This window comes from Hydrogenophaga sp. RWCD_12, from assembly GCF_046604225.1.
GTDB lineage: Bacteria > Pseudomonadota > Gammaproteobacteria > Burkholderiales > Burkholderiaceae_C > Hydrogenophaga.
This window is the reverse complement of the sequence record NZ_JBKIXC010000006.1, coordinates 51,988-65,328: the sequence shown is the minus strand read 5'-3', so window position 1 is coordinate 65,328 and position 13,341 is coordinate 51,988. Positions and strand designations below refer to the sequence as shown.

The window sequence follows — 13,341 nt, the reverse complement described above, 5'->3', positions numbered from 1 at the left end:
GCGCAGCCATGCCAGCCACCCACACCCCTTCCGTGGCCGAGCGCTTCACCGGGCCGGGCGCCTGGCGCGAAGGCCTGCGCTACGGCTTGCTCGGTCTGCCGCTGGCCTTCGTGGCGCTGCCGCTGTACGTGCTGCTGCCCAACCACTACGCACGCAGCTTCGGCGTGCCGCTGGCGGCGCTGGGCATGGTGTTGCTGGGTACACGGCTGTTCGACGCGCTGCTCGACCCGTGGATCGGGCGCTGGTGCGACCGGCTGTTCGCGCGCTCGCACCGCGCGGTGTTGGGCGCCGCGGGCGCGGCGGCGGCCGTGCTCGCGCTGGGGCTGTGGGGCTTGCTGTTTCCGCTGCCCGCGCTGCGCGGCGGCAGCACCGGCCTGCTGGTCTGGGCCGGCGCGCTGATGGCCGTGACCTATGCGGCTTACAGCGTCGCCAGCGTGGCGCACCAGTCCTGGGGCGCGCGCCTGGGCGGCAACGAGGTGCAGCGCAGCCGCGTGCAGGCCTGGCGCGAGGGGCTCGCTCTGGCCGGCGTGCTGATCGCGGCGGTGCTGCCGACGGTGGGTGGTCTGGCAATGACCGTCGGCGTGTTCGCCGCGTTGCTGGCGATCGGCTGGCTGGCCTGGTCCAGCGCCCTGGCGCCACCACCCGGTGTGCAGCTGCTCACCACCCGGACCGCCGCCAGCCCCTGGCGGGAACCGCGCTTCGTGCGCCTGCTGGCGGTGTTCGTGGTCAACGGCACGGCCAGTGCGGTTCCCGCGACCCTGGTGCTGTTCTTCGTCCAGGACCGGCTGCAGGCACCGGCCCGTCTCGAACCCGCGTTTCTGGGTCTGTACTTCCTGAGCGCTGCGCTGTCGCTGCCGCTGTGGCTGCAGCTGGTGCCGCGGCTCGGCCTGGCGCGCACCTGGCTGACGGGCATGCTGCTGGCGGTTGCGACCTTCGTGTGGACCGCCACGCTGGGCAGCGGCGACACCGTGCCCTTCCTGATCGTGTGTGCGCTCTCGGGCATTGCGCTGGGCACCGACCTGGCGCTGCCGGGTGCGCTGCTGACCGGGCTGATGGACGAGACCGGCGAACGCGGCCAGCGCGAAGGCGCCTACCTGGGCTGGTGGAACTTCGCCGCCAAGTTCAACCTCGCGCTGGCGGCCGGCCTGGCGCTGCCGCTGCTGGGCGCGCTGGGCTACGCCCCCGGCACGCGGGACCCCGAGGCCCTGCAGACCCTGACCCTGGCCTACGCCCTGCTGCCCTGTGCACTCAAGCTGCTGGCCGCCGGCCTGCTGTACGTACTGCTGATCCGCCCGGCCGCCGCGCCGGCCCCGACCATTCCCCACAAGGCATTGCCATGAAACGTCGCCTCCTGCTCTCCGGTGCCGGCGCTGCCGCCGCCTCGCTCGCACTCACCGGCTGCGCCGGACCGCAGGTGACCGAATATGCGAGCGAGAAACCGCCGCTGGACCTGCGCACCTATTTCAACGGCACGCTCGACGCCTATGGCGTGTTCACCGACCGCAGCGGCAAGGTGGTGCGCCGCTTCACCGTGGTGATGCGCTGCCAGTGGAACGGCGACGAGGGCGTGCTCGACGAAGACTTCGCCTATTCGGACGGCACGACCCAGAAGCGCATCTGGCGCCTGACGCACCTGGGCAACGGCCGCTACACCGGCCGCGCGGACGACGTGGTCGGCATCGCCGACGGACAGGTGGCTGGCAACGCTTTCCGCTGGGGCTACACGCTGGCGCTGCCGGTGGACGGCCGGGTCTGGAACGTCGATTTCGACGACTGGATGTACCTGATGGACGAGCGCGTGATGCTCAACAAGGCGACCATGAGCAAGTTCGGCGTCCGCCTCGGCGAAGTCACGCTGAGCTTCGTGCGTCGCGCCACCTGAGCCCGATGGCATGAACACCCCACGCAGCTTTGTCGAACCGGTCGCCGCCACCGGCACCTCCGCGCCCCGGCGCGGGCCCGGTCTCTGGCGACCGTTCAATCCGCCCATCACCAACTGGCGCGGGCAGCGGGTCTGGATCGTCGGCGCCTCCACCGGCATCGGCCGCGCCGCGTCGGAACAGCTGCTGGCGCACGGCGCGACGGTGCTGGCGTCGGCGCGCAGCGCGGCCGGGCTGGAAGAACTGGTCGCCCGCCATACCCGCACCGGTGAGCCGTCGCGCGTGCAGGCCTGGCCGCTGGACGCCACCGACGCCGCCAGCGTCTCCCGCGCCGCCCAGGCCATCCTGGCACAGGGCCCAGTCGACGTGGTCCTCTACTGCGCCGGCCACTACCGCGGCCAGCGCGCCGACACCTTCGACCTGGCCGAGATGCAGCGCCACATGGCGATCAACTACGGCGGCGCACTGAACCTGCTCAACGCCGTGCTGCCTGCTTTCCTAGCGCGCGGACAGGGCCACATCAGCCTGGTCAGCAGTGTGGCGGGCTTTCGCGGCCTGCCCCAGGGACTGGCCTACGGCCCGACCAAGGCGGCGCTGACGCATCTGGCCGAGACGCTGTACCTCGACCTGGCGCCGCGCGGCATCGGCGTGAGCGTGGTACACCCCGGTTTCGTGAAAACACCGCTGACCGCACAAAACGAGTTCGAGATGCCCGCGCTGATCACGCCCGAGGTGGCGGCACGGGAACTGCTGGCCGGCATCGCGGCGGGCGCGTTCGACATCCACTTTCCCAAGCGCTTCACGCGCTGGATGAAGCTGCTGCGCCTGCTGCCGTACCGCGCCTACTTCCCGCTGGTGCACCGGGCCACCGGGCTCTGACCCGACATGACGACGAACGCCACTTCCGACCACCGCGCCGCCGTCGCCCGGCTGGCCACGTTCTACGCGCGACTGGGCCCGCAGGATCTCGGCCGCCTCGGGGAGTACTACGCCCCCGCGGCGCGCTTCAAGGACCCGTTCAACGAGGTGCAGGGCCTGCCCGCGATCCGGCAGATCTTCGGCCACATGTTCACGGCGCTGCACGAGCCGCGTTTTGTGGTCACACAGCAGCTGGTCGACGGATCGCAGGCCTTTCTGGTCTGGGAATTCCGCTTCCGTTTCCGCCGCTTCGACACCGTGACCGAACAGGTGATCCGCGGCGGTTCGCATCTGACGCTGGCTGCCGACGGCAAGGTCACCGACCACCGCGACTACTGGGACGCGGCCGAAGAGCTGTACGAAAAGCTGCCCGGCCTGGGCGCAGTGATGCGCTGGCTCAGGCGCAGAGCCAATCAGTGAACCCGCCCAACGGCGGGAGGCTTCAGCTGGGACGGCTGTCGGCGAAGCTCTGGCGCAGCGCCAGCTTGTCGGCCAGGCGGGCGAGGTTAGGGTGCGTGGTGCGCCACTCCAGCTGTGGGAATCGGAAGCCCAGGTAACCCAGGGCGCAGCCGACCGCGACGTCGGACAGGCTCAGGTGGATGCCCGAGCAGAAGGGCTTGTCGCCCAGTCCGCGGGCCATCGCCACCAGCGCGGCGTCGACCTTGCCCAGCTGGCGGTCGATCCAGGCCTGGCTGCGCTGCTCCTCGGTGCGGCCGGGCCAGGTCGCTTCCAGGCGCGCCAGGATCGCGGCGTCCATCACGCCGTCTGCCAGCGCTTCCCAGGTCTTGACCTCGGCGCGTTCGCGGCCGGACGGCGGAATCAGCTTGCCCACGGGCGAGAGCGTGTCGAGGTATTCGACGATCACGCGCGAATCGAAGACCGCTTCGCCGCCTTCCATGATCAGACAGGGCACCTTGCCCAACGGGTTGGACGTGGCGATCGACGTGTCGGCCGACCAGACGTCTTCCGGCACGAACTGGTAGTCGAGCTTTTTCTCGGCCATGACGACGCGCACTTTGCGGACGTAAGGGCTGGTGATGGCGCCAATGAGTTTCATGGAGAAAAAGCGTGGGAGTCCCTGGGCCGGTCATTTTAGCCAGCGCGGTGCCAACACGTGCTGACGGCAGGCGGTCACCCCGGCGCCACACCCGCCTTCTACAATCCAAGGATGCGATCGACCACCACTGCCTCCCCCTCCGCCGCGGGCACCCTCACGCCCGTTTCCGCCCTTTCTCCGTTGGACGGCCGCTATGCCGGCAAGCTGGCGTCGCTGCGCCCCTTCATGAGCGAGCAGGGCTACATGCACCGCCGCGTGCAGGTTGAAATCGCCTGGTTCATCGCCCTGTCCGACGCCGGTTTCGACGAATTTCCGCCGCTCTCACCCGGCGCTCGCACCTACCTGATGGGCCTGGTGAAGAACTTTTCCGAAGCAGACGCTGTTGCCATCAAGGACATCGAAAAGACCACCAATCACGACGTCAAGGCCGTCGAGTACTGGATCAAGTCCAAGTTCGACGCCCGCCCCGAACTGGAAAAGGCCGCCGAATTCGTGCACTTCGCCTGCACCAGCGAAGACATCAACAACACCAGCCACGCCCTGCAGCTCAAGGGCGGCCGCGACGTGGTCCTGCTGCCCGCGCTGGACACCATCATCAACCGACTGCGCGACATGGCCCGGCAGTTCGCCGAGGTGCCCATGCTCAGCCGCACCCACGGCCAGACCGCCAGCCCGACCACCGTCGGCAAGGAGCTGGCCAACGTGGTGGTGCGACTGTCCACGGCCCGCGAACGCATCGCTGCGGTCAAGCTGATGGGCAAGATGAATGGCGCGGTCGGCAACTACAACGCCCACCTGTCGGCCTGGCCCGACTTCGACTGGGAAGCTTTCAGCAAGAAGGTCATCGAGACGCCGGAACCGCTGGGTCTGGGCCTGACGTTCCAGCCGTATTCGATCCAGATCGAACCGCACGACTACATGGCCGAGCTGTTCGACGCGATCGCGCGCACCAACACCATCCTGGTCGACCTCTCGCGCGACATCTGGGGCTATGTGAGCCTGGGCTACTTCAAGCAGAAGCTCAAGGCCGGCGAGATCGGCTCGTCGACCATGCCGCACAAGGTCAACCCGATCGACTTCGAGAACGCCGAAGGCAACCTGGGCCTGGCCAACGCGCTGCTCAGGCACCTGTCCGAGAAGCTGCCGATCAGCCGATGGCAGCGCGACCTGACCGACTCGACCGTGCTGCGCAACATGGGTGTGGCCATGGGCTACGCCGTGCTGGCCTACAGCTCGCTCATGACCGGACTGAACAAGCTGGAGCTCAATGAAGAAGCGCTGGCCGAGGACCTGAACGCCTCGTGGGAAGTGCTGGCCGAGCCGATCCAGACCGTCATGCGTCGCTTCGGCGTGCAGGGTGCCTACGAAAAGCTCAAGGAAGTCACGCGCGGCAAGACCGTGACCGCCGAGGCGCTGCATACCTTGATCCGCAGCCTGGAGATCCCCCAGGCCGAGAAGGACCGCCTGCTGGCGATGACGCCGGGCAGCTACGTCGGCAAGGCCGCCGAACTCGCCCGCCGCGCCTGAGCCAGGGCCCGATACCCTGCGGGGCAGGGCTCCCTCGCACCACTTCGGTGTGCGTCGTGGAGCCCGGCACCAACAAATGGGGGAAAAGACTGGTTTTCCCACCCTTCGTGCTTCTCGAATTTGGGCATAGTGCTTGCAGGGGTTGATCTGGCTCAAGTCGGGCCAGAGGCATCACCCCTACAGTCACGCCCTTGAGACCGCCCGGCAAGAGGTGGTCCACTGCGGGCCTATGGCCCGCTTTTCGTTGGAGAACACAAAACCATGGCCATCGAGCTGTACAACCACCAAGGGCATGTGTGCCTGATGTTCGCGCACCTCAGCGATGAGGGCGGCGAAGCCGTGCAGGCCAACCAGTTCCTGATCATCGATGGCGATCAGGGCGCGGTGATCGATCCGGGCGGCAACATGGCATTCAACGAACTGCTGCTGACCATCGGCCGCTACTTTCCGCCCAACAAGCTCACCGAGATCCTGGCCTCGCACGCCGATCCGGACATCATTGCCTCGCTGGACCGCTGGATGACCAGCACCCAGGCCACGCTGTACATCTCGAAGCTGTGGGAGCGTTTCGCGCCTCACTTCTGCAAGCCCGGAAAGACGGCCGGGCGCATTGTCGGCATCCCCGACCCTGGCATGCGGATCAAGCTCGGGCGCAGCGAGATCGTGGCACTGCCGGCGCACTTCATGCATGCCGAAGGCAACTTCCAGTTCTGGGACCCGGTGAGCAAGATCCTGTTCTCCGGCGACCTCGGCGTGTCGCTGGGCACCTCGGGCGAAGCGGCCACACCGATCACCAGCCTGGCGCCGCACCTGCACCGCATGGAAGCCTTCCACCGCCGCTACATGGTGTCGCAGAAGGTGCTGCGCCTGTGGGCGAACATGGTGCGCCAGCTGCCGATCCAGATGATCGTGCCGCAACACGGCGCGCCGCTGTCCGGCGATGCGGTCAAGGAGTTCATCGGCTGGATCGGTGACCTGACCTGCGGCATCGACAACGTCACGCAGGCGAACTACACGATCCCGGCCTGAGGGGCTGGCCCCCACTCCGCCACTCCGCCGCTGCGCGGATCGTTATTCGATCGCGCGCTCGGCGTAGCGGTTGAAGCGCCAGGCATTTCCTGCGAGGGTAATGCGGCGCCAGACGCTGCGCTTCTCGGCGGGACTCATGCCCGTCCAGTGCTGCACTTCATGGAAGCTGCGGCCACAGCCCTTGCACACCTCATCGCCTTGGCTGGTCGAGCAGATTGCGATGCAGGGCGTGTCCGGGGTGGTTTCGAACCAGGCCAGCCAGGCGCGTCGCGCCTCTACGGACAACGCCGCTTCGTCGGCCTCCGTCTGGCCATGAAAGACCAGCAACGCATACACCTTCGCCAGCGCTTGCAGCTCGGGCGCCAGCGCCACACCGTCTGCAGACGGCACCCGCTCACGCCAGTGGTTGATCGCGGCTTCGATGTCGGTGATGTGGATGGCAGGCATGGGAAACTGATCTTACGACCGGCTGCCCCGCCAGCCGTCTCCACTGGTCACGCAGCCGACACGGCCTTGCGGTTCTGCAGGAACTTGCCCAGGACCACCACCAGCACGGCACCGGCTGCGGCCGCCGCATAGAAAGCGACCGAATGGTGGGGCACCATCGGTTCGATCATCTTATCGGACACCATGGTTTCACCACCGACCCAGCCAATCAGGGCGGCACCAAAGGTAACGATGATCGGGTAGCGGCCCATGACCTTGATCATCAGCGTGCTGCCGAAGATCACGATCGGGATCGCGATCGCCAGACCGATCACCAGCAGGGCCGTGTTCCCGTTGGCCGCAGCAGCCACGCCGATCACGTTGTCCAGGCTCATCACCAGGTCCGCCACCAGGATGGTCCGGATGGCGGGAATCAGGCCGCTGTGGGAGTGGCCTTCCACTTCCTCCTCGTCGCCATCATTGAGCAGCTGCACACCGATCCACAGCAGGAGAATGCCACCGATCAGCTGCAGCCACGGCAGCTGCATGAGCTTGACGGCCACGATGGTCAGCACCACCCGCAGGATCACCGCGGCTGCAGTGCCCCAGAAGATCGCCTGCTTTTGCTGACGGGGCTCCAGACCACGGGCCGCCAATGCGATCACGACCGCGTTGTCGCCCGACAGGATGATGTTGATCCAGATGATCTGGCCCAGGCCCAGCCAGAACTGCGGGTTAGTAAAGAAGTCCAAGCGAGTCTCCGCGCGAAATGTCGTGTTCGGAAGCCTGGCAAAAAGCCGAGCCGAAAGCGCGTCAGTGTAAACAGGCTGGTCCGGAACACCCATGCGGGATACCGCGTACGACCACTGAAGGACCTTCAGTCTGCAGGGGAATGTCGGCGCCATAAAATCGAGAGCTAGCGGAAGGGGAGTAGTCCCAAGCGGATCCTGTCCACACTGAGGCAGGATGACGCTGAACAGCGTGTCGTCAATACGGTTCCATCCACGGAACCCGGCGCGCTGGGCCCACCAGGCTGGTGGGCTGGACAAGACCTTCAGATACTCACCCATCTGGAGCCTCCCCATGGAATTCCTGTCCACCGCCTGGTGGTCGGCGCTGCTCGCCATCATCCTCATCGACCTCGTGCTGGCGGGCGACAACGCCATCGTCATCGCCCTGGCTTCCCGCAGCCTGCCCCCCGCCCTGCAGAAGAAGGCCATCGTCTGGGGCACAGTCGGTGCCATCGTCGTGCGCTCGATCATGACCATCGGCGTGGTCTGGCTGCTCAAGATCCCGGGCCTGATGCTGGTCGGTGGCGTGGCGCTGCTCTGGATCGCCTACAAGCTGATCGCGGAGGATGACGGCGGGGATGACCATGGCCCGGGAGCCACCACCTTCTGGGGTGCGATGAAGACCATCGTGGTCGCCGACGCGATCATGGGCGTCGACAACGTGCTGGGCGTGGCGGGTGCGGCCCACGGTTCGTTCGACCTGGTGGTCATCGGGCTGCTGGTGAGCGTGCCCATCGTGGTGTTCGGCAGCACCGTAGTGCTCAAGCTGGTCGAACGCTTTCCTTCCATCATGTACATCGGTGCTGGGGTGCTCGCCTTCACCGCCGGCAGCATGATCGTCAACGAGAAGCTGGTGTTCGACACGTTCCACACCGCCGGCACGGAACCCGCCACCAACGCCTTGTACTGGGCAGTGATTGGCCTGTGCATCGCAGGTGTGCTCGCCGCCGGATGGTGGCGCAACCGCCGGCACGCCAACAGCGATCCAGCGGCTCCCGTCTGAGCGACAGACCCATGGGACCGGTGCTATGCTGGTCCAATGAAAACCATCCTGACCTGGCTGCTCGCCGCCTGCGCCCTGCTCCTGGTGGCCTATCTGTACCCTGGTGTGCAGGTGCAAAACTTCACTTCGGCCCTGATCGCGGCGTTCGTGATCGGGCTGTTCAACATGGTGCTGCGGCCGGTCCTTGTGATCCTGACGTTGCCGGTCACCATCATCACGCTGGGCCTGTTCCTGTTCGTGATCAACGCCCTGCTGTTCTGGGCGGCCGCCAGCATGCTCGACGGCTTCCACGTCAACGGTTTCGGTGCCGCGCTGCTGGGTTCGCTGATCTACTCGGCCATCATGCTGATGGTCGATGCTGCGGTGAAATCACTCCTGTCGCGCTGAATCGCGCTGCAGGGCTTCGACCTCGCGCCGGCGCACATCGATGATCGCCAGTTCCATGGCGTCGGCGTTGCGCTCGGCGGCCGGCAACATCTGCGCGGCCCGGAAGCGCTCGGCCGCGCCACTGAAATCCAGTTGTGCGGCGTGCGCCTCCGCATCGGAACGCACCGACCGCAGCCGCTGCCCCAGCGCCGCCTGAACCCGGGACAGCATCTGCCAGGCCGAGGCGTCCTTCGGTCGCGCCACCAGCCAGTCCTGCAGGCGCGACGCCACGGCGGGCAATGCGGTCTGCGTCCGCAAGGCGGCCTCTGCACCCAGCAACAGATCGGCACGCGTGCCTCCCGCCAGCGCCTGGTCGCGCAGAGGGCCGAGAGCGACGTCGGCCAGCGCCTTGGCCCCGGGTGCGACCAGAATCTCCAGCTGCAACAGATCCCAGGTGACCTGTGTCGACACCGGGGCAGCGGCGCGTCCACGCCTGGCCAGCGCAAGGGCCTGCGCCGACTGGCCAAGACGGTGCGCCGACAGGGCCGCCGCATAGAGCGCCGCTGCGCTGGCCTGTGGTGCCTGGGCCGCCTGCGCCCACGCGCGCTGCCGGTCCGGCCCGTTTTCCGACAGGACGCGGGCACGCGCGGCCATCAACTGATGCTGCTCCTTGGGTGGTGACACATTCGGCACCACCGGGGCACCGATCCGCGGGCCACTGGGCGCCGCCGAGGCCAGGGGAATGCGTGCATGCATGTCGGCCACACGTTCGCTGGTCAGCGGATGGCTGCGCAGGTAAGGGAACGAGCCGTCGTCGTTCAGGCGGGCGGCTTGCTGCAGCTTGTCGAACATGCTCACGAAGCCCTGGCCCTCGAAGCCGGCGCCGGTCAGCACGCCGAACCCGACGCGGTCGGCTTCGCGTTCCATGTCGCGCGAGAAATTGAGCTGGTTCTGGATCGCGACCGCCTGACTGCCAGCGATCGCTGCGTTGGCCACATCGACGTTCGAGCGCGCAGCCAGCACGCCCAGAATCATCGCGCCCATGAGCCAGGGCGCCATCTGGTCCTGCTTCGACAACATACGCGCAATGTGGCGCTGAGACACGTGGCTGAGCTCGTGGGCCATGACGCTGGCCAGCTCCGGCGCCGTCTCGGTGACCGCGATCAGGCCCAGCTGCACGCCCATGTATCCCCCAGGCAGTGCGAACGCATTGACGCGCTTGTCCCTGGAAATCAGCAACTGCCAGGCCAGCCGGTCCGACAACTCCGGCGGGATGTCGCCCCGAGCGCGCGCCGCGCCCAGCAGAGGTTGCCACAACACGTTGAGGTAATCGACCAGCACCGGATCGTCGAGGTAGTCCGGGTCACGGAAAATGTCGCGCGCAATGCTGTCGCCCAGCCGCCGCTCGGCGGCGATCGACATACCGCTCACATCGCCCAGCGAGGGGAGCGCGGCGTTCTGGGCCCAGGAGGCCGGCAGAGGTGTCAGCAGGACCGAAGCAGCCACCACCCATGCCAAGGGCCGCGGCCAGAAGGGAGCACTGCCCGAACGGAAGCGGAGATTCATCCCCGTATGATGCCGCCAAGCCCCAGTGGTTTCTGTAAAGCCCACGCAAAGTAGTACCGCCATGACCGACACACCCAAGACCACGGCGTCCAGCCCGCTGACCCATTTCGACGCCCAGGGCCAGGCCCACATGGTCGACGTCTCGGCCAAGGCCAGCACCCACCGCGTGGCGGTCGCCGAAGGCCGGATTTCGATGCTGCCATCGACACTGGCGCTGATTCAGAGCGGAACAGCCAAGAAAGGTGACGTGCTCGGCATTGCCCGCATTGCCGGCATCCAGGGCGCCAAGAAGACCAGCGACCTGATCCCGCTGTGCCACCCGATTGCGCTCACGCGGGTCGCGGTCGAATTCGAGGTCGATGAATCCGGCAACAGCGTGCTGTGCCGCGCGACGGCAGAGTGCACCGGCCAGACGGGCGTGGAAATGGAGGCGCTGACCGCCTGCAGCGTGGCCCTGCTGACCATCTACGACATGTGCAAGGCGGTCGACCGGGGCATGACCATCGGCGGGGTCAGGCTGTTGGAGAAGAAGGGCGGGAAGAGTGGGGTCTATTCCGCCACTTGACCGCCATTGCCGGTCAGCGGCATTCCGACGGCATGTATTTCGCAGGGATGGCATTTGCCGCAGGCACGACCGTATTGTTGCCAAGGCCCCGTCCGGTGGATGCGCCGTTTGTCGTTGAGACACATGCCCAGTCAATGGCACCCTGAGAAGTCGCGGATGGGATCCCCACTACCCCTCCATTGGACGCATTCGGCGCAAGGTTGAATGTGTGCCCGTTCAACCCAATGGGGATGCCATTTCCAGCAGTTCCTGCCAAAGCAATCGAGACAATCCAGTTGCCTGCTCCCGCTGGAAATGCTGGGCAATTCGCCCCAATTGGAGGAACGCCGCCTCCCGCTGCGTTATATACACAATAGTTGTGGACGTACTTGGATTGCTTTTCGGAAAACGGAATGTCGTTTATTGCCTGAGACCCAGCCTGCAAGCCGTTGGTTCCGTTGGACTGAAAGGCCTCGCTCAGCAGTGTCTTGGCCGCCACCCCGGCCACTATTGCCTCAGAAATCTTAGACCGAACAGTGTAGTCCTGATAAGCTGGGAGCGCCACGGCTGCCAATATGCCGATAATTGCAACCACAATCATCAATTCGATGAGTGTAAAACCTTTCTGTGTTGTACGCACAATAAAACCCCTTTAAAATCCATCTCCTTTGGCGAAGCCCTGAATTCCCCCATTCCTATCCAACAAGGCAACCCAGTCTTGGCGACCCACAACAGGCAAAAGAGTCAGGTCGCTCAGCGCAATCTTGTTAACACTTGCCAGTTTTTCCACCGACTCCCTTTGGTCGGGAAACTTTTGCAAAAATGGCTCTAATGGTCTAGCACGAATAAGAGAGGCCTTTGCAGCGCCCCCCTCGTATGGAACATAGAACTCCGGGCGTTCGGCATAATCCCGACCCCCAACGATAGACTCAAAAAGAACCTTGTTCTTCTCATGCACACTATTCGGCGAGCGCAAAGCCACAGTCCTGACGCCACCAAAGGCAAAGGGACGTAGGTCGGTGGGCAGCAACTTAAGAGCTTCGTGGTCGATGTCCGCCGACATCACAACTTTGAACCGATCCACTTCCAGTGCCAAATAGAGAGGTCGAGCTTGCCAAGTGGTCCAGACGCCATAGCTCAGAGCCAGTAGTTGCACAACCACCACAAGACTCAAATCGATCCAGAGCTCTTGCCTTGGTTTGGCAGGGTTGAACAACACAAAGGTCAGCAATGGCCCACACACCACATCCACGGCGATGACCAACATAAAGAGCTCTCGCCCTCCTGATAGCTCACGGTACGGATAGGGATACCAGAGCCCAAACACGATTGCTGCCGCAATGACTGCCAGGGCGATGCTGCCGAGCAAATGAACACTCGCCGCCTTTGATGCCACCCGGTATCTCGAGTCAAATTTCATGAATTAATCTAAACAACGCAAAAGCAAGTAAGTTATTACACCCAAAATCACCCAAGCGCTCTTTTGGAACTCTTCACGATGACCCAATATTCAACGGCATTCTGAAGGCATAAACTTCGCTGGAACAGGATTGGCTGCAGGAACCTGGTTGTTGGTCAGCGCGCGCCCAGTGGAGGCCACATTCGTGGCGGATGTGCAAGCCCAGTCCACTGCGCCTTGTGCGCTGGCGACCGGCACGCCAAACACACCAGCGTTTTGCACGTTCGGAGCCAGATTGAACGTAAAGCCGTTCAGGTTAGTGGGAATGCCATTGCCAGCAGTTGCTGCCAACGCAACAGAGACTACCCAGTTGGCAGCGCCCGGAGCGAATGCCGGGCAGTTAGCTGCCGTGGGAGCGCCGCCTTGCGCGTTGTTGTAAACGCAATAGTTCATGACGTACTTGGACTGCTTCTGGGCAAACGGGATGGCGTTGATGGCAGCGGCAGCACCATCGAGGCCTGTAACACCGTCGGACTGGAACGCTTCGCTCAGCACACCCTTAGCGGCCGAACCGGCGATCACGCCTTCAGAGATCTTTGCACGCACCGTGTAGTCCTGGTAAGCGGGCAGAGCCACAGCAGCCAGAATACCGATGATGGCCACCACGATCATCAGTTCGATCAAGGTGAAACCTTTTTGCAGGGAACGATTCATAACACTCTCCAAGACGGCTTAGTTGAACGGTACGAGATCAATGCACAGAGCGTGCCAGTCAAATGAGACTCATATTAGAGAATTTTCGATTCTTTCCGACCAGAAGGTGACTATTTCCGGC

Annotated in this window: 16 protein-coding genes; 9 read left to right on the top strand and 7 right to left on the bottom strand. The window is 64.8% G+C overall.

The window, feature by feature from the left end:
• The first annotated feature begins 8 nt into the window (after positions 1 to 8).
• Genes ACLIJ1_RS21510 through ACLIJ1_RS21495 form a run of 4 tightly spaced genes read left to right on the top strand, consistent with a single transcriptional unit; the run spans position 9 to position 3,218 of the window.
• A complete protein-coding gene (locus ACLIJ1_RS21510; RefSeq protein WP_411367611.1) occupies positions 9 to 1,340 on the top strand; it encodes an MFS transporter in 1,332 nt (443 codons plus the stop codon).
• Entirely contained in the window at positions 1,337 to 1,882 is a 546-nt protein-coding gene (locus ACLIJ1_RS21505; protein ID WP_411367610.1) for a DUF3833 domain-containing protein, read from the top strand. The genes ACLIJ1_RS21510 and ACLIJ1_RS21505 overlap by 4 nt, the downstream gene beginning before the upstream one ends.
• Before the next feature lie 10 nt (positions 1,883 to 1,892).
• Positions 1,893 to 2,759 carry an SDR family NAD(P)-dependent oxidoreductase gene (locus ACLIJ1_RS21500; protein WP_411367609.1) on the top strand — a complete coding sequence of 289 codons (867 nt, stop codon included), beginning with the start codon at positions 1,893 to 1,895 and terminating at the stop codon, positions 2,757 to 2,759.
• A 6-nt stretch (positions 2,760 to 2,765) separates the two neighbouring features.
• Complete coding sequence (locus ACLIJ1_RS21495) at positions 2,766 to 3,218, top strand: nuclear transport factor 2 family protein (RefSeq protein ID WP_411367608.1); 453 nt, start codon at positions 2,766 to 2,768, stop codon at positions 3,216 to 3,218.
• A gap of 22 nt (positions 3,219 to 3,240) precedes the next feature.
• Here ACLIJ1_RS21495 and ACLIJ1_RS21490 read toward each other — a convergent pair whose 3' ends face one another.
• Positions 3,241 to 3,855, bottom strand: coding sequence for a glutathione S-transferase N-terminal domain-containing protein (locus ACLIJ1_RS21490; RefSeq protein ID WP_411367607.1), 615 nt, complete (start codon positions 3,853 to 3,855; stop codon positions 3,241 to 3,243).
• Between the two features lie 111 nt (positions 3,856 to 3,966).
• Between ACLIJ1_RS21490 and purB the strand changes: the two genes are divergently transcribed.
• On the top strand, positions 3,967 to 5,382 hold the full coding sequence (gene purB, locus ACLIJ1_RS21485; RefSeq protein ID WP_411367606.1) for an adenylosuccinate lyase: 1,416 nt from the start codon (positions 3,967 to 3,969) through the stop codon (positions 5,380 to 5,382).
• 261 nt (positions 5,383 to 5,643) lie between these two features.
• Positions 5,644 to 6,411 (top strand): MBL fold metallo-hydrolase, encoded by a 768-nt coding sequence (locus ACLIJ1_RS21480; protein ID WP_411367605.1) that lies wholly within the window; start codon positions 5,644 to 5,646, stop codon positions 6,409 to 6,411.
• 42 nt (positions 6,412 to 6,453) lie between these two features.
• Here ACLIJ1_RS21480 and ACLIJ1_RS21475 read toward each other — a convergent pair whose 3' ends face one another.
• Both ACLIJ1_RS21475 and ACLIJ1_RS21470 read right to left on the bottom strand, forming a co-directional pair.
• Positions 6,454 to 6,858, bottom strand: coding sequence for a DUF3717 domain-containing protein (locus tag ACLIJ1_RS21475; RefSeq protein WP_411367604.1), 405 nt, complete (start codon positions 6,856 to 6,858; stop codon positions 6,454 to 6,456).
• A gap of 47 nt (positions 6,859 to 6,905) precedes the next feature.
• Positions 6,906 to 7,589, bottom strand: coding sequence for a TerC family protein (locus ACLIJ1_RS21470; RefSeq protein WP_411367603.1), 684 nt, complete (start codon positions 7,587 to 7,589; stop codon positions 6,906 to 6,908).
• A gap of 331 nt (positions 7,590 to 7,920) precedes the next feature.
• On the opposite strand from ACLIJ1_RS21470, the gene ACLIJ1_RS21465 reads away from it, so the two are divergent.
• Both ACLIJ1_RS21465 and ACLIJ1_RS21460 read left to right on the top strand, forming a co-directional pair.
• Positions 7,921 to 8,631, top strand: coding sequence for a TerC family protein (locus ACLIJ1_RS21465; RefSeq protein ID WP_411367602.1), 711 nt, complete (start codon positions 7,921 to 7,923; stop codon positions 8,629 to 8,631).
• Positions 8,632 to 8,667: 36 nt separating this feature from the next.
• The gene (locus tag ACLIJ1_RS21460) at positions 8,668 to 9,018 is read left to right on the top strand and encodes a phage holin family protein (RefSeq protein WP_411367601.1); all 351 of its coding nucleotides are present in this window, start codon (positions 8,668 to 8,670) and stop codon (positions 9,016 to 9,018) included.
• On the opposite strand, the gene ACLIJ1_RS21455 is transcribed toward ACLIJ1_RS21460, so the two are convergent.
• Complete coding sequence (locus tag ACLIJ1_RS21455; RefSeq protein ID WP_411367600.1) at positions 9,001 to 10,563, bottom strand: M48 family metalloprotease; 1,563 nt, start codon at positions 10,561 to 10,563, stop codon at positions 9,001 to 9,003. The genes ACLIJ1_RS21460 and ACLIJ1_RS21455 overlap by 18 nt on opposite strands.
• Positions 10,564 to 10,624: 61 nt before the next feature.
• Between ACLIJ1_RS21455 and moaC the strand changes: the two genes are divergently transcribed.
• Complete coding sequence (moaC, locus tag ACLIJ1_RS21450; RefSeq protein WP_411367599.1) at positions 10,625 to 11,128, top strand: cyclic pyranopterin monophosphate synthase MoaC; 504 nt, start codon at positions 10,625 to 10,627, stop codon at positions 11,126 to 11,128.
• Between the two features lie 13 nt (positions 11,129 to 11,141).
• On the opposite strand, the gene ACLIJ1_RS21445 is transcribed toward moaC, so the two are convergent.
• The 3 genes from ACLIJ1_RS21445 to ACLIJ1_RS21435 all read right to left on the bottom strand — a co-directional run bounded on the left by ACLIJ1_RS21445 (position 11,142) and on the right by ACLIJ1_RS21435 (position 13,220).
• Positions 11,142 to 11,708 (bottom strand): pilin, encoded by a 567-nt coding sequence (locus ACLIJ1_RS21445; RefSeq protein ID WP_411367902.1) that lies wholly within the window; start codon positions 11,706 to 11,708, stop codon positions 11,142 to 11,144.
• Between the two features lie 51 nt (positions 11,709 to 11,759).
• Positions 11,760 to 12,527, bottom strand: coding sequence for a TfpX/TfpZ family type IV pilin accessory protein (tfpZ, locus tag ACLIJ1_RS21440; RefSeq protein WP_411367598.1), 768 nt, complete (start codon positions 12,525 to 12,527; stop codon positions 11,760 to 11,762).
• Between the two features lie 90 nt (positions 12,528 to 12,617).
• Complete coding sequence (locus ACLIJ1_RS21435) at positions 12,618 to 13,220, bottom strand: pilin (RefSeq protein WP_411367597.1); 603 nt, start codon at positions 13,218 to 13,220, stop codon at positions 12,618 to 12,620.
• Positions 13,221 to 13,341 lie beyond the last annotated feature (121 nt).